This window comes from Streptomyces taklimakanensis, assembly GCF_009709575.1.
In the GTDB taxonomy this organism is placed as follows: Bacteria; Actinomycetota; Actinomycetes; order Streptomycetales; family Streptomycetaceae; genus Streptomyces; species Streptomyces taklimakanensis.
In genome coordinates this window covers 1,393,077-1,408,477 of sequence record NZ_WIXO01000001.1, presented here as the reverse complement: position 1 = coordinate 1,408,477, position 15,401 = coordinate 1,393,077, and the positions used below count along the sequence as shown (strand labels likewise).

The window sequence follows — 15,401 nt, the reverse complement described above, 5'->3', positions numbered from 1 at the left end:
CTACGTCGTCCGTGCCGGTCGCCTCGTGCGGGTGGCCACCGCCCGCCGGCCGGCGCACCGCCCCGTCGGAGTCCGCGGCGCGGCGCGCGTCGGGGGCCTCCTCCGGATTCCCCCGGGCCCCTCCGGAGTGCCACCGTCGCCCCTCCCGACGGTGCCGGGAGGGGCGACGGCGGCGAAGGGGGCGGAGCGTCGAGGGGACTCGGAAGGAGCCGGAAGGACTCCGCCCGGCCGGGCGGGACCGCGTCAGGCCGCGGTGGCGCCCCGCCGGTCGATCGCCTGCTGGTACAGCCGCCCGGCGCGGTAGGAGGAGCGGACCAGCGGGCCGGACATGACACCGGCGAAGCCGATCTCCTCCGCCTCCTCCTTCAGCTCCACGAACTCCTGCGGCTTCACCCAGCGCTCCACGGGGTGGTGCCGCGGCGAGGGCCGCAGGTACTGGGTGATGGTGATCAGCTCGCAACCGGCTCCGTGCAGGTCGCGCAGGGCCTGGGAGACCTCCTCGCGGGTCTCGCCCATGCCCAGGATCAGGTTGGACTTGGTGACCAGTCCCTCCGCGCGGGCCCGGGTGATCACCTCCAGCGACCGCTCGTAGCGGAAGGCCGGACGGATGCGCTTGAAGATCCGCGGCACCGTCTCCACGTTGTGCGCCAGCACCTCGGGGCGCGAGGAGAAGACCTCGGCGAGCTGCTCGGGGACGGCGTTGAAGTCGGGGATCAGCAGCTCGACGCCGGTGTCCGGCATCAGCGCGTGGATCTGGCGGACGGTCTCGGCGTACAGCCAGGCGCCGCCGTCGGGCAGGTCGTCGCGGGCGACGCCGGTGACCGTGGCGTACCGCAGCTCCATCTGCCGCACGGACTCCGCGACCCGGCGGGGCTCGTCCCGGTCGAACTCGGCGGGCTTCCCCGTGTCGATCTGGCAGAAGTCGCAGCGCCGGGTGCACTGCTCACCACCGATGAGGAAGGTCGCCTCGCGGTCCTCCCAACACTCGAAGATGTTGGGACAGCCCGCCTCCTGGCAGACCGTGTGCAGGCCCTCGCGCTTGACCAGGGACTGCAGCGCGTTGTACTCGGGGCCCATCTTCGCCCGGGTCTTGATCCACTCGGGCTTGCGCTCGATGGGGGTCTGGCTGTTCCGGACCTCCAGGCGCAGCAGCTTCCTACCGTCGGGTGCGACAGCGGACACGTCCGGCTCCCTACGACTTCGATTCTTCGGCGATCCCCAGGGTACGCCTCGGCTTGTTCGGGTCAGACGGCGCGGGGCATCGGTTCCGTCGACTCCAGCACCGCGCGCAGGTGCTTCTCCACCACGGGCAGCACCTCGGCGACGGTCACCTCCCTGCCCAACTCCCGGGAGAGGGAGGTGACACCGGCGTCCCGGATGCCGCACGGCACGATGCGGTCGAACCAGGTGGTGTCCGAGTCGCAGGTGAGGGCGAAGCCGTGCATGGTGACGCCCTTGGCGACGCGGACGCCGATCGCCGCGAGCTTGCGGTCCTCGCCGCGCCGGCCCGCGTTGGAGGGCGCGTACTCCGGGCCCCTCAGGCGGGGGTCGTACTCCTCCTCGTCCGTCGGGGGGGCGAGGTCCAGCTCCAGTCCGCCCAGCTCGGGCCGCTCCGCCGGTTCTCCCAGCACCCACACCCCGCTGCGGCCCTCGATCCGGGTGGTCTCCAGGCCGAACTCCGCGCAGGTGCGGATCAGCGCCTCCTCCAGCCGCCGCACGTGGGCCACCACGTCCACCGGACGCGGCAGCTTGAGGATCGGGTAGCCGACGAGCTGGCCGGGACCGTGCCAGGTGATCTTGCCGCCGCGGTCGACGTCCACCACCGGGGTGCCGTCCAGCGGCCGCTCGCTGTCCGCGGTGCGGCGGCCGGCGGTGTAGACCGGCTGGTGCTCCAGGAGCAGGCAGGTGTCGGGGATCTCGTCGGCGAAGCGGGCCGCGTGGACCTCCCGCTGCCGCTGCCACGCCTCGCGGTACTCCACGGCGTCCGCACCGAAACCCAGATGCACAAAGCGCAGCTCGCTCACGACGGGATCCTCCTCGCGGTCCTCGGGCCGAGGTCCGGGCCGTCCCGGGACCTGGCGCGTCCCCGGCTGCCACTGTACGGCGCCGGGTGGGGAAGGGCGCCGGGAGGTGGCCGCCGGGAGGGACCGTGCGGCCCGGGGCCCGTGGGAAACCCCCACTCACACGTATGGATGAAAGCTGGGCGCATGCCCCCGACACGCCGCGCGGGACCGCTACATTCGCGCCGTTCCAGCAGGGCGCCCCGGCGTCTGTCGTACCCAAGCCGTGAGGCAGGAGACCGCAAAGCCGATGACGACGGAACGACCTGGGAAGTCTTCCCAGCGCACCCCCAACCGCCAGCTCGCCGCACTCATCGCCGAGGCCGGGTTCTCCAACGCCGGACTCGCCCGGCGGGTCGACCAACTCGGGTTGGAGCACGGGTTGGACCTGAGGTACGACAAGACCTCGGTGACCCGCTGGTTGCGCGGCCAGCAGCCGCGCGGCACGACACCGGCCCTGATCGCCGAGGTCTTCACCCGCCGCCTGGGCCGCAGGCTCACCGCGCAGGACCTGGGGCTGGACGCCTGCGCGCCGGTCTACGCGGGCCTGGAGTTCGCGGCCACGCCCAGCGAGGCGGTGGACATCGTCGGCGGGCTGTGGCGCAAGGACACCGGCAGCCACGCCGAACTGCGGAAGATCGCCTTCACTCCTGCCGGGCTGGTGGTGCCCAGCCGGGACTGGCTGATCGGACGCCCCGACGAACGCGTCGCGCGCGGCGAGCTTGCCCCGGAGGTCCCGCGGGTGCCCGCGCAGGGCCGGGGGCCCGGGCACACGCCAGCCGCCGTACCACCGCCCCGCGCGGCCCAGACCGTCCGCGTCGAGCGGGTCGAACGCGGTCCGGGCCAACGGGTCACCGCCGGGGACGTGGCGGCGCTGCGCTCGGTCGGCGAGCTGTTCCGCGGCCTCGACCACGCCTACGGCGGCGGCCACGCCCGGCAGGCCCTGGTGCGCTACCTGGAACACGAGGCCGAGCCGATGCTGCGCGGCGCCTACGGGGAGCAGATCGGCCGCCGGCTGTTCGGCGCCGCGGCCGACCTGACCCGCCTGGCGGGCTGGACGGCCTACGACATCGCCGCCCACGGTCTGGCGCAGCGCTACTTCGTCCAGGCGCTGCGCCTGGCACAGGCCGCCGGGGACCGGGCGTACGGCAGCTACGTCCTGGTGACGATGAGCCGACAGGCCGTCTACCTCGGGCACGGTCGGGAGGCGGTGCAACTGGCGCGGGTCGCCCAGCAGGGGGTGGGCTCCTCGGTGCCGCCGGTCGTCCAGTCGCTGCTGCACGCGGTGGAGGCGCGCGGGCACGGGGTGCTGGGGGAGGTGCGGGCCTGCGCGGCGTCGTTGGCCAGGGCCGAGCGGGCGCTGGAGCAGGCGCGGCCGGGCGACGAGGTGCCGCACTGGGCGCGGTTCTTCGACGAGGCGCAGCTGGCCGACGAGTTCGGCCACTGCCACCGGGATCTCCAGCAGTACCGGGCGGCGGCCCAGCACGCCGAGCGCTCCCTCCAGCTGCGGGGTGCGGGCTACGTCCGCAGCAGGCTGTTCTGCAAGGTGGTGCTGGCCACGGCCCGGCTGGGGCTGGGCGACGTGGAGCAGGCGTGCGCGCTGGCCGCCGAGGCGGCGCACCAGGCGTCGGAGATGCGGTCGGTGCGGGCGCACGAGTACGTCAAGGACTTCGAGCGCCGCCTGGAGCCGTACCGGGACGCCACTCCGGTGCGTGCCTACCGCGAGCGCGTCGCCGCCATGGTCTGACGCTCTTCCCGACGCCTTCCCGGCCGTTCCGTCCCCCGGTCCTCCGCCTCCCCGCCCGTCCGGGTGGAGGAGGTCGGGGAGCCGGTCGGAGGGCGCGTCCTGCCGGGGCGTGTCCGCGCGGGCCCGGAGCCGTCACGCGGCGGCGGACAGCGGCGGGCCCTGTGGACACGTCCGGATGCCGAAGTCGCGGCGGATCGCCTCCGCGGCACGGCGGGCCGAGCGCAGGGCGCCCTGGGCGTCGGGGAAGTCGCGGTGGTCGCCGCAGACGTACAGCCCGTACAGCACCCGGACGGAGCGCCGTGGGTCGTGCGGAGGGGGCGCGGCGGGAACGGCCCACGGGTCGTGCCGGGCGGCCAGCAGCCGCCAGCGGCCGGTCGGGACGCCGTACAACCGGGCCAGTTGGGCGCGGGCCGTCCGCTCCAGCCCGGCGGGGGGCCGCGCCGCGGCGGGACCGAGCACCACCGAGGTGACCAACGCCCGGCCCGGACGGGCGCGGGAGGGGTCGACGGCGCTGGCGACGGTGGAGTACGCGACCGGGCCGCTCCGTCCGGCGTCCAGCACCAGCGCCGGGCCGGTCGCGGGCACCGCGTCCGCCGCCGCGTCCTCCACCGCGTGGTGCAGCACGGTGACGGGGTGGAAGCCCGGAACCCGCAGCCCCGGCAGCAGCTCCGCCGCGTCGCGCGCCCCGGTGGCGATGAGCACCGCGCGGCAGCGCAGGGTGCCCAGCTCACGCGTGACGACCGCGTTGACGGCCACGGAGGTCACCCGCACGCCGGTGTGGACGGTGCCGGCCGGCAGTCCGGCCGCCAGGGCCCGGGGCAGTGCCGAGGCGCCGCCCCGGGGCAGGCACAGTCCGCCGCGGGCGAAGCCGCGCAGCGCCAGGTCGCCGACGCGGCTGGAGGTCGTCAGCTCCGGGTCGCACAGCAGCGCGCCCAGCAGGGGCCGCAGCACGCCCTCGACGGTGCGGGGCGGCAGCCCGCGGAGGACCGGAGCCCGGGAGGCGGGCAGCTCGGGGCGGGCCCGCAGCCGCCGGGTGGAGGTCGTGGCGAGCCGGGCGAGTTGGGCGCGCAGTCGGGCCAGGTCCAGCGTTCCGCCCAGGGTGGTGCCCAACGTGCCGCCCACGGCGCCGACGTTCGTCGGACGTCGGGCGCCGGTCAGGGCGCCGACCGCCGCGTACGCGCCCTCGGCGCCCATGAGGGGCCGGGGGGCGCGGGGCGGGACGACGCGCAGGGTCCGGTCCCCGGCGCGGACCAGCACCCCCGAGGAGAAGGGGCGCAGCACCAGTTCCTCCAGGCCGGGGCAGCGACTCAGCTCCGGCCAGTCGGCCGACAGCGGGCGCACGGAGTGGTCCAGCCGGTAGCCGTCCACCTCCTCGGTGGCCATTCGGCCCCCGATCTCCTCGGCGGCCTCCAGGACGGTGACCCGCAGCCCGGCCGTGGTCAGGTGTCGTGCGGCGGCCAGGCCCGCCAGGCCCGCGCCGATGACGACGACGTCGGTGGTGTCCCGGTCGGTGCCGGGGTTCGGACGGGGCGCGCTGCCGAGCATGTGCCCTCCCGTGGTCGACACTGCGGCGCGAGGGGGGAGAGGCCCAAAGGGGTCCGGTTCGCCGACGAGGCGTTCGACTCGCGCTCTCGAACGACCCTAGAGAAGCGCCGGAGCACGGCCAGTGGCGTACGGACGGGGGCACGGTCGCACGGGTGGGTCGCGCACGGGTGTACGGAGGTCGCACAGATTCGTGGAGTCCGGTGGCGTCGGGCGGAGCCCCGAGGTCAGCGCAGCGCCGCCCTGATGGCGTCCTCGATCCGGGGGAAGGCGAACACGAACCCGGACTCCGACAACCGTCGGGGCAGGATCCGCTGACTGCTCAGCACGTCCTCGGAGAGTTCGCCGAGCACCAGGCGCAGCACCGGCGCGGGCACGGGCAGGACGGCGGGCCGGTGCAGCACCCGTCCCATCGCGGCGGCCACCTCCCGCTGGGGGACCGGTTCGGGGCCGGTGAGGTTGACGGGCCCGGACAGCCCCTCCGTCTCCAGCAGGTGCCGCAGGGCGGCGATGTGGTCGTGCAGCGCGATGGGGCTCCAGTACTGTCGGCCGCTGCCCAACGGGCCGCCCAGTCCGGCCCTGACGATCGGGAACAGCCGCCCCCAGGCGCCGCCGTGCCGGGCCACCACCGGACCGGTGCGGGCGTACACCGTCCTGATGCCCGCCTCCTCGGCGGGCGCCGCGGCCGCCTCCCAGTCCCGGCAGACGTCGGCGAGGAAGCCGGTGCCGGGCGGCGCGTCCTCGTCCACGGCCCGGTCGCCGGTGTCGCCGTAGTACGCGATGCCGGTGCCGACCACCAGGACGCGCGGCGGGGCGTCGAGCGAGGCGAGGGCCTCGGCGATGGTGGACGTGCCGATCACCCGGCTGTCCCGGATCTCCCGCTTGTACGCCTTCGTCCAGCGGTGGTCTCCCACGCCCGCGCCGGCCAGGTGCACCACGGCCTCGACGCCGACGAGCCCGGCGGCGTCCACGTACCGCCCCTTGGGGTCCCACCGCACCTCGTCGCCGGAGCGGGCCGGGCGCCGGACCAGGCGCAGCACCTCGTGGCCTTCCGCGCGCAGGGAGGAGACGAGGGCGCGGCCGATGAGTCCGGACGAGCCGGTGACAGCGATGCGCATGGCCCCATCCTGCTGGACGGGGCCGCCGAAGGCCAGGCAGAGTGATCGACATGTCGACGCCCTCGCGCCCCGCACGCCGCGAACCCCCCGTCATACGGCCCGCGCTCGTCGAGGACGGCGACGCGCTGGGAGAGCTGGACCGGCGGGTCTGGTCGCCGGTGCACGCGGTCACCGCCCGACCGCAGCCGCCCTACGCCCCGTTCTTCGACTCCGTCGACCGCCCCCGGGAGTTCCTCGTCGCCGAACTGGGCGGCGTGCTCGTCGGCTACGTCAAGGTGGCCCGGCCCACCGCACTGGTCTGCAACGCCCACGTCCGCCGGATCCAGGGACTGGCGGTGGACGGCCGGGCGCGCGGCAGGGGAGTGGGACGGGCGCTGCTGCGGGCGGCGATGGACGAGGCGCGGCGGCAGGGCGCCGCACGGATCACCCTGCGGGTGCTGGGCCACAACGCGCCGGCGCGGGCGCTGTACGAGTCCGAGGGGTTCGTGGTGGAGGGCGTGCTGCCCGGCGAGTTCCTGCTGGAGACCGGTTACGCGGACGACGTGCTGATGGGACGCCCGCTGGGCCCCGAGGGGGACGCGCCCCGAGGCACCGGGAGCGCCGGGTGACCGCCGGATGACCGCCGGATGACCGCCGGGTGACGAAGCCTCCTCACTCCCTCCCCGGCTCCCCGAACCGCTCCCACAGCCGGGGGTAGCGGGCCGCCAGGGCGCGGTCGTCCTCGAAGGGCGGCGGGGTGCCCTCCGGCTCCGGGGGCGGCTCGGGCACGCCGGGGTCGGGCAGCTCCGTGCCGGTGAGCCGCTCGTACGCCTCGTACGGGGCGCAGCCCAGGTCCGCGCCCTCGCCGTCGGTCTCCGGGTCGAAGTCCTCCAGCAGGTCGGCGAGCGACTCCGGGTCGTGGAGGGCGCCCTCGAACACCTTCCGGCCCCGGCCGACGAGCCAGCAGCGGAAGGAGTCGAAGGCGTCGTCGCTCGCCCCGTCCAGCAGCACCCAGGCCGCGCCCCACAGGTCCCAGCGCCAGGCCCGGTTCACCCGGGTCTCGAAGTGGTGGGCGAAGTCCACGACCGTCTCCGGGTCGAGCGCCGACAGCTGCTCGGCGAGCAGGTCGGCGTGGTCCTCCGGGTCGCCTCCGGACGCCTCGCGGGTGCCGTCGACCAGCTCCCAGAACTCCGCCTCGTGCATCGTCACGGCTCCAGCATCCGCCCCGATCGCCCGAGGCGCACGCGCGACACCGGAACCCGGCCCATCGAACGGAAAACCCGACAGAAGGTGTCCGGTATCGGTGGCAGCGTGATCGACGCACACATCGACGCACGCATTCGCGGGAGGACGCGCGCATGAGCACGGCAGCGGTTTCCGAGGACCCGAAGACCCCGAGGGACCTCAGGGGCAGGGTGGCCCTGGTGGCGGGGGCGACGCGGGGCGCGGGCCGGGCGATGGCCGTGGAGCTGGGCCGGGCCGGCGCCACGGTGTACGTCACCGGCCGCACCACCCGGGAGCACGTCAGCGAGGTGGGACGCCCCACCGAGACGATCGAGGGGACCGCCGAGCTGGTCTCGGCGGCCGGGGGCACCGGCATCGTCGTGCCGACCGACCACCTCGAACCGGAGCGGGTACGCGCCCTGGTGGAGCGGATCGACCGGGACCACGGGCGGCTGGACGTCCTGGTCAACGGCGTGTGGGGCGGCGACCACCTGCTCGACTTCGACACCCGGGTGTGGGAGGTCGAACTGGAGAAGGGGCTGCGGATGCTCCGGCTCGGAGTGGAGAGCCACCTGATCACCAGCCACTTCGCGCTGCCGTTGCTGGTCCGGCGGCCCGGCGGCCTGGTGGTGGAGGTCACCGACGGCACCGCCGAGTACAACGGGCCCCGGTACCGCGGCAACCTCTTCTTCGACCTCGCCAAGAACGCCCCGATCCGGGCGGCGTTCGGCCTCGGCGAGGAGCTGAGGGAGCACGGCTGCACGGCGGTGTGCCTCTCGCCGGGCTTCCTGCGCTCGGAGGAGATGCTCGACGCCCTGGGAGTGACGGAGGAGAACTGGCGCGACGCCGTCGCCAAGGAGCCGCACTTCGCCATCGCCGAGTCGCCCGTCTACATCGGTCGGGCCGTCGCGGCGCTGGCGTGCGACCCCGACGTGGCGCGCTGGAACGGCCGGTCGCTGGACAGCGGGCGGCTCGCGCGCGAGTACGGCTTCACCGACGCCGACGGCTCGCGACCGGACGGCTGGCGGTACATCATCGAGGTCGTCCACGGCGGCAGGGACGCGAGCGTCGAGGACTACCGGTAGGACGCGAGCGGGCTACCGGTAGAGCGCCGCCGCCCGCTCGGCCGCCCGCGCCATGCGCTCGCGCAGCGCGGGCGGCTCCAGTACCTCGCACTCCGGACCCAGGGCGAGGAGCTGGGTGTAGGCGACGTCCAGGGACTCCACGGGCAGGGTGACGGTGGTCAGCCGCCGCCCGTCGGCGTCCGCCCGCCCGTGGGTCTCCCCCCGCTCCAGCGCCTCCTCGGCCACCGTCCGGTCGACGGCGTGCCGCAGGGCCCGTACGCCCTCGTCGGTCAGTCGCACCACGACGGTCTCCCGCAGGATCGAGCGGACGAAGGCGGCGGCGCGCTCCTCCCAGAAGGCGGACAGGTCGAACTCCTCGTCCCGTTCGAACCGTTCGGTCAGCGGCTCGGCGCGGACCAGGCGGTCCACCCGGTAGACGCGGTGCTCGCCGCCCGGGTCCCGGCCGTCCCACGCCGCCCCGGCCCCGCCGGTGACCCGAGCGACCAGGTACCAGACACCGGCCTTGAGCACCAGGCCGTACGGCTCCAGGTCCCGCTCCACCTCCTCGCCGTCCCGACGCCGGTAGCGCACCGCCAGCCGCCGGTCCTCCCACACCGCCCCGGCGACCGCCGGCAGCCCGTCGGGCGTCTCGGGCGGCCGCCACCAGGCGGGGGCGTCCAGGTGGAACCGCTGCGCCGCGCTGTGCGGGGCGTCGGCCAGCTCGGGCGTGAGCGCCGCCGCCACCTTCAACCGGGCCGCCGAGGCCGCGTCCGCCAGTCCCATGTCCCGCAGCGCGGTGGGCACCCCGGACAGGAACAGCGCTTCCGCCTCGTCGCGCCCCAGCCCCGTCAGCCGGGTCCGGTAGCCGCCCACCAGCCGGTAGCCGCCCGTCCGGCCCCGGTCCGCGTAGACGGGGATGCCCGCCTCCGACAGTGCCAGCGCGTCGCGGGCCACGGTCCGTTCGGAGACCTCCAGGCGGTCCGCCAGTTCGGCGGCGGTCATCGACCGCCGGGTCTGGAGCAGCAGCACCATCTTGATCAGCCGGGCAGCGCGCATGGGGCCATCATCCCGCCGTGGACCCCGCGAAACACACGCCGGAGCGCCCCGGGGCGCATTCCGAGGAGCCCACGGGGGCGCGCGGCGCCCCGTGCGCTGTTAGCGTGCTGTCAACTCACAGGCTCACACGCCAAGGAATGTCGTACATGGCTACTGAAACCAGCGGCGCCCCACCTCGCGCGCAGTGGGGATCCCGCACGGGCTTCCTGCTGGCGGCGATCGGCTCGGCCGTCGGACTGGGCAACATCTGGCGCTTCCCGTCCGAGGCGTACAAGAACGGCGGCGGCGCGTTCATGTTGCCCTACCTGATCGCCCTGCTGACGGCGGGCATCCCGATGCTGATCCTCGAATACACCGTCGGCCGCCGCTACCGGAAGTCACCGCCCGCGGCGTTCCGCCGCATGGCACGTCCGGCACAGGTGATCGGCTGGTGGCAGGTGGCGATCTCGTTCGTCATCGCCGCCTACTACGCCGTCATCCTCGCCTGGGCCGTCCGCTACGTCGGCTTCTCCCTCACCGAGAGCTGGGGGGACGACGCGGACGCCTTCTTCTTCGGCGAGTTCCTGCGCACCGCCGAGCAGCCGGGGTGGATCTCCTCCTACATCGGCGGGGTCTTCTGGCCGCTGTTGGCGGTGTGGGTCGTGGTGCTGGCCATCCTGGCCCTGGGCGTGCGGCGCGGCATCGAGCGGGCGAACAAGATCTTCATCCCCCTGCTGGTGGTCTTCTTCATCGTCCTGGTGGTCCGGGCGGTCACCCTGGACGGAGCCGCCACCGGTCTGAACGCGCTCTTCTCGCCCGACTGGGACGCCCTGACCAAGGGCAGCGTCTGGGTGGCGGCCTACGGGCAGATCTTCTTCTCCCTCTCGGTCGGCTTCGGCATCATGATCACCTACGCCTCCTACCTGCGGCGCCGCGCCGACCTGACCGGTTCCGCGCTGGTCGCCGGCTTCGCCAACAGCTCCTTCGAGGTGCTGGCGGGCATCGGCGTCTTCGCCACGCTCGGCTTCCTCTCCGCCGGCAGCGGCACGCCGGTGGACGAGACCGTCACCAGCGGCATCGGGCTGGCGTTCGTCGCCTTCCCGACGATCATCTCCAACATGCCGCTGGGCGTCCTGTTCGGGTTCCTGTTCTTCGCCTCCCTGGTGATCGCCGGCCTGACCTCGCTGATCAGCATCGTGGAGGTGGTGGTCGCCGCGGTGCAGGACCGGACCGGCATCGGACGCCTCCCGGCCGTCCTGGGCGTCGGCGGGCTGCTGGCGGCGGTCTCCGTGCTGCTCTTCCCGACCGACAGCGGGCTGTACCTGCTGGACGCCGCCGACCACTTCATCAACCAGTACGGCATCGTGCTGGCGGCCCTGGTCGCGGTGGTCACCGTCGCCTGGGTGCTGCGCCGTCTGCCGGTGCTCCAGAAGGACGCGGACGCCACCTCGGCGGTCCGGCTGGGCGTGTGGTGGCGCATCGCGCTGGGCGTGATCACGCCCCTGGTGCTGATCTGGATGATGATCGACAGCCTGCGGGCGGAATTCGACGAGAACTACGGCGGCTACCCGAGCGACTTCCTGTTCTGGGCCGGTTGGGCGGTCGCCCTGGGCGCCGTGCTCCTCGCCGTCCTGGCGTCCCTGCTTCCGTGGCGCGGGGAGCCGGCGGGAACGGAACCGAAGGAGGCCACCGTGGGCACGGAGCCGGACGGGCCGCCGGGCGGGCAGTCGAACGGGCAGTCGGACGGGCACGGCCCGGTGGAAGGGAGGCCGTGATGTCGGCTGGAGCCGTCGTGATGATGATCGTCGCCATGCTGGTGGTGTGGGGCGGACTGCTGGCCGCCATCCTCAAGCTCCGCGGCCACCCGGACGAGTAGCGGGAACCGGAGCCGCAGGGGAGGAGGGCCGACCCGGGGGACCGCCCCGGGTCGGCCGGCGACGAAGGCGCCGGCACGACGACCGGGTGCGCCCACCCCCGTGGGGGCGGGCGCACCCGGCGCGACGCCGAAGGACCGAAGGACCGAAGGAGGGGCGCCCCGTGCGGGGCCCCTCGGCCGTCAGGCCGAACCGTAGCGCCGCGCGGCCTCCCGCACCGTCTCCCGCTTGACCTCGCCGCGCCGGGCCAACCGGTCCAGGGCCGCCACCGTCACCGACTCGGCGTCCACCCCGAAGTGGCGGCGGGCCGCCTCACGGGTGTCCGACAGGCCGAAGCCGTCGGTGCCCAGCGAGGACCAGTCCTGCTCCACCCACGGGGCGATCTGGTCCGGGACCGCCCGCATCCAGTCGCTGACGGCGAGGACCGGGCCGGGCGCGCCACGCAGCGCGCGGGTGACGTACGGGACCCGGTCCTCGCCCCGAAGCTGCGCCGTGTCGCAGGACAGGGCATCACGGCGCAGCTCGCTCCAGGAGGTGGCGGACCACACGTCGGCGATCACACCCCAGTCGTCGGCGAGGAGCCGCTGGGCGTCCAGCGCCCAGTGGATCGCGGTGCCCGAGGCCAGCAACTGGATCCGGGGGGAGTCGGGCGCGGCGGGGACGCCCTCGCGGAAGCGGTACAGGCCCCGCAGGATGCCCTCCTCGACCCCCTCGGGCATCGCCGGCTGGACCTTGGGCTCGTTGTAGACGGTCAGGTAGTAGAAGACGTCCTCCGGCTCGGGCCCGTACATCCGACGCAGGCCGTCGCGCACGATCACCGCGATCTCGTAGGCGAACGCCGGGTCGTAGTTGAGCGAGGCCGGATTGGTGGACGCGATCAGGTGGGAGTGCCCGTCGGCGTGCTGGAGGCCCTCGCCGGTGAGCGTGGTGCGACCGGCGGTGGCGCCGACGACGAAGCCGCGGCCGAGCTGGTCGGCGAGCTGCCACAACTGGTCGCCGGTGCGCTGCCAGCCGAACATCGAGTAGAAGATGTAGAGCGGGATCATCGGCTCGCCGTGCGTGGCGTAGGAGGTGGCGGCGGCGATGAAGTCGGCCATGGCGCCGGCCTCGGTGATCCCCTCGTTGAGGATCTGACCGTCGTCGGCCTCCTTGTAGTACATCAACTGGTCGCGGTCGACCGGCTCGTACGTCTGGCCCTTGGGCGAGTAGATGCCGGCCGAGGGGAACAGCGACTCCATGCCGAAGGTGCGGGCCTCGTCGGGGACGATCGGCACCCACCGCCTCCCCGTCTCCTTGTCCCGCATCAGGTCCTTGACCAGGCGCACCAGGGCCATGGTCGTGGCCAGCTCCTGCTTGCCGGAGCCCTTCGCCAGGGCCTGGAAGGCGCGTTCGGAGGGTTCGGGCAGGGCGGGGACGGGGTGCGTGCGGCGGGCCGGGGCGGGACCGCCCAGGGCGGCGCGGCGCTCGACGAGGTAGCGGACCTCGGGGGAGTCGGCGCCCGGGTGGCCGTAGGGCACCGGGCCGTCGTCGAAGGCGCGGTCGGGGATCGGGAGGTCGAGCAGGTCGCGCATGTCCTTGAACTCGTCGACCGTCAGCTTCTTCATCTGGTGGTTGGCGTTCTTGGACTCGAAGCCCTTGCCGAGGGTGTGTCCCTTGACGGTCTGCGCGAGGATCACGGTCGGCGCGCCCCGGTGCGCGAGGGCGGCCCGGTACGCGGCGTACACCTTGCGGGGCTCGTGGCCGCCGCGCGAGACGCCGAAGCACTCGGTGATCTTCGCGTCGGTCAGCAGCTTCGCCATCTCGACCAGGGCGGGGTCGGCGCCGAAGAAGTGCTCGCGGACGTAGGCGGCGTCGCGGGCGGCGTACGTCTGGAACTGCGCGTCGGGCACCTCGCGCAGCCGCCTGACCAGCGCGCCCGTGGTGTCCAGGGCGAACAGCTCGTCCCAGGCCGAGCCCCACAGCGTCTTGACGACGTTCCAGCCGGCGGCGCGGAACTGGGCCTCCAGCTCCTGCACGATCTTGAAGTTGGCGCGGACCGGTCCGTCGAGGCGCTGGAGGTTGCAGTTGACGACGAAGGTCAGGTTGTCCAGCCCCTCGCGCGCGGCGAGGGTGAGCGCGGCGGTGGACTCCGGCTCGTCCATCTCGCCGTCGCCGAGGAAGGCCCACACGTGGGAGCCGGAGGTGTCCTTGATGCCGCGGCCGGCCAGGTAGCGGTTGAAGCGGGCCTGGTAGATCGCGGAGAGCGGCCCCAGCCCCATGGAGACGGTCGGGAACTCCCACAGCCAGGGCAGCCGGCGCGGGTGGGGGTAGGAGGGCAGGCCGTCGCCGCCGGCCTCCCGGCGGAAGTTGTCCAGGTGGGCCTCGGTCAGCCGGCCCTCCAGGAAGGCGCGGGCGTAGATGCCGGGGGAGGCGTGCCCCTGGAGGTAGAGCTGGTCGCCGGAGCCGGGGGCCTCGGCGGATTCCTTGCCCCGGAAGAAGTGCTGGAAGCCGACCTCGTACAGCCAGGCCGCCGAGGCGTAGGTGGCGATGTGACCGCCCACGCCCAGCCGGCTGCCGCGGGTGACCATGGCGGCGGCGTTCCAACGGTTCCAGGCGGTGATCCGCCGCTCCATCTCCTCGTCGCCGGGGAACTCCGGTTCGGCGGCGGTGGGGATGGAGTTGACGTAGTCCGTCTCCGGCAGCGGAGGGAGGGCGAGCCCCGTGCGCCCGGCGTGCTCCAGGGTGCGCCGCATCAGGTACGCGGCCCGGTGCGGACCGGCCTCGCGGGCGACGGCGTCGAGGGACGCGGCCCACTCGGCGGTCTCCTCGGGGTCGCGGTCGACGAGCTGGTCCAGCTCGCTGGGGATGCGTTCGGCGTCGGGCATGGTGGCCGCCTTCCGGACAGGACGGAACGGGGGTGGGGGTGTCACACCCATGTTCGGACTGTACGCCCACGATCGATGATCGATCAAAGGGTCGGAGAAGAGAAAACGCCCCGAAGCCGAAATTGGCATTCAGTGCCGCTTATCAGGCACGCGGTGCACAGCCGAGGACGTGCTCCTTGACCAGCTCGCCGATGCGCGGATCGCGGGCGCGGAACGCCTCGACGACCGCCTCGTGCTCCTCGGCGTAGGACTGCTGCCGGGTGCCGAGCCAACGGATGGCGAGCGTGGTCCACACCCCGATGCCCAGTGACTCCCAGGTGTGCAGCAGCACGCTGTTCCCGGCCGCGCGCACCAGCTCCCGGTGGAAGGCGACGGTGTGCCGTACCTGTGCCTCGCCGTCCCCGGCGCGGTCGGCCTCGTACAACAGCGCCACGTGCTCGACGAGCGCCGAGGCGTCCCGCGCCAGCCGGTCGGCCGCCAACTCGGCGGCCATCTGCTCCAGACCGGCGCGCACCGGGTAGATCTCCTCCAGATCGGCCGCGGTCAGGTTCCGCACCCGCACGCCCTTGTTCGGCGCCGACTCGATCAGCCGCAGCGCCTCCAACTCGCGCAGCGCCTCCCGCACGGGCGTCTGACTGACCTCCAGCTCCACCGCGATCCGCCGCTCCACGATGCGCTCGCCCGGCTTCCAACGCCCCTGGACGATGCCCTCCACGATGTGCTCGCGGATCTGCTCGCGCAGGGAGTGGACGACGGGAGGGGTCATGGACGCTCCTTGCCGGGGGGACGGTGACGGGCCGGAAACGGGCCGGGACCACCGACGATACGGCGGCCGACACGGTGACCGGTACGGCGGCGCCCCCGTCCGGAGTCCCGGACGGGGGCGCCGCCGGC

At 74.0% G+C, this 15,401-nt stretch carries 13 protein-coding genes; 5 read left to right on the top strand and 8 right to left on the bottom strand.

Annotation, left to right across the window (positions count from 1 at the left end):
• Window positions 1-243: 243 nt before the first annotated feature.
• The gene (gene lipA, locus F0L17_RS06230) at window positions 244-1,182 is read right to left on the bottom strand and encodes a lipoyl synthase (protein ID WP_162465881.1); all 939 of its coding nucleotides are present in this window, start codon (window positions 1,180-1,182) and stop codon (window positions 244-246) included.
• Between the two features lie 62 nt (window positions 1,183-1,244).
• Entirely contained in the window at window positions 1,245-2,024 is a 780-nt protein-coding gene (lipB, locus tag F0L17_RS06225) for a lipoyl(octanoyl) transferase LipB (protein ID WP_162465880.1), read from the bottom strand.
• 286 nt (window positions 2,025-2,310) lie between these two features.
• Between lipB and F0L17_RS06220 the strand changes: the two genes are divergently transcribed.
• Window positions 2,311-3,807: an NsdA family TPR-like regulatory protein gene (locus F0L17_RS06220; protein ID WP_155070281.1), complete on the top strand. Its 1,497-nt coding sequence runs from the start codon at window positions 2,311-2,313 to the stop codon at window positions 3,805-3,807.
• A gap of 132 nt (window positions 3,808-3,939) precedes the next feature.
• On the opposite strand, the gene F0L17_RS06215 is transcribed toward F0L17_RS06220, so the two are convergent.
• Window positions 3,940-5,352, bottom strand: a complete 1,413-nt coding sequence (locus F0L17_RS06215; protein WP_155070280.1) for an FAD-dependent oxidoreductase — start codon at window positions 5,350-5,352, stop codon at window positions 3,940-3,942.
• Window positions 5,353-5,576: 224 nt separating this feature from the next.
• Window positions 5,577-6,467 carry a TIGR01777 family oxidoreductase gene (locus F0L17_RS06210; protein WP_155070279.1) on the bottom strand — a complete coding sequence of 297 codons (891 nt, stop codon included), beginning with the start codon at window positions 6,465-6,467 and terminating at the stop codon, window positions 5,577-5,579.
• A gap of 50 nt (window positions 6,468-6,517) precedes the next feature.
• On the opposite strand from F0L17_RS06210, the gene F0L17_RS06205 reads away from it, so the two are divergent.
• Window positions 6,518-7,075: a GNAT family N-acetyltransferase gene (locus tag F0L17_RS06205; RefSeq protein WP_155070278.1), complete on the top strand. Its 558-nt coding sequence runs from the start codon at window positions 6,518-6,520 to the stop codon at window positions 7,073-7,075.
• Window positions 7,076-7,118: 43 nt separating this feature from the next.
• Here F0L17_RS06205 and F0L17_RS06200 read toward each other — a convergent pair whose 3' ends face one another.
• A complete protein-coding gene (locus tag F0L17_RS06200) occupies window positions 7,119-7,649 on the bottom strand; it encodes a DUF4240 domain-containing protein (RefSeq protein ID WP_155073238.1) in 531 nt (176 codons plus the stop codon).
• A gap of 155 nt (window positions 7,650-7,804) precedes the next feature.
• Between F0L17_RS06200 and F0L17_RS06195 the strand changes: the two genes are divergently transcribed.
• Window positions 7,805-8,755 carry an SDR family oxidoreductase gene (locus F0L17_RS06195; RefSeq protein ID WP_155070277.1) on the top strand — a complete coding sequence of 317 codons (951 nt, stop codon included), beginning with the start codon at window positions 7,805-7,807 and terminating at the stop codon, window positions 8,753-8,755.
• Between the two features lie 12 nt (window positions 8,756-8,767).
• Here the strand turns inward: F0L17_RS06195 and F0L17_RS06190 are convergent, their stop codons facing one another.
• Entirely contained in the window at window positions 8,768-9,790 is a 1,023-nt protein-coding gene (locus F0L17_RS06190; RefSeq protein ID WP_155070276.1) for a helix-turn-helix transcriptional regulator, read from the bottom strand.
• 146 nt (window positions 9,791-9,936) lie between these two features.
• Between F0L17_RS06190 and F0L17_RS06185 the strand changes: the two genes are divergently transcribed.
• Together F0L17_RS06185 and F0L17_RS06180 are read left to right on the top strand one after the other, a co-directional pair.
• Window positions 9,937-11,544 (top strand): sodium-dependent transporter, encoded by a 1,608-nt coding sequence (locus F0L17_RS06185; RefSeq protein ID WP_155070275.1) that lies wholly within the window; start codon window positions 9,937-9,939, stop codon window positions 11,542-11,544.
• On the top strand, window positions 11,544-11,645 hold the full coding sequence (locus F0L17_RS06180) for a methionine/alanine import family NSS transporter small subunit (protein ID WP_155070274.1): 102 nt from the start codon (window positions 11,544-11,546) through the stop codon (window positions 11,643-11,645). Before F0L17_RS06185 ends, F0L17_RS06180 begins: the two co-directional genes overlap by 1 nt.
• 180 nt (window positions 11,646-11,825) lie before the next feature.
• Here F0L17_RS06180 and aceE read toward each other — a convergent pair whose 3' ends face one another.
• Together aceE and F0L17_RS06170 are read right to left on the bottom strand one after the other, a co-directional pair.
• Complete coding sequence (aceE, locus tag F0L17_RS06175) at window positions 11,826-14,507, bottom strand: pyruvate dehydrogenase (acetyl-transferring), homodimeric type (protein WP_155070273.1); 2,682 nt, start codon at window positions 14,505-14,507, stop codon at window positions 11,826-11,828.
• Window positions 14,508-14,649: 142 nt separating this feature from the next.
• On the bottom strand, window positions 14,650-15,273 hold the full coding sequence (locus F0L17_RS06170; protein WP_155070272.1) for a GntR family transcriptional regulator: 624 nt from the start codon (window positions 15,271-15,273) through the stop codon (window positions 14,650-14,652).
• Window positions 15,274-15,401 lie beyond the last annotated feature (128 nt).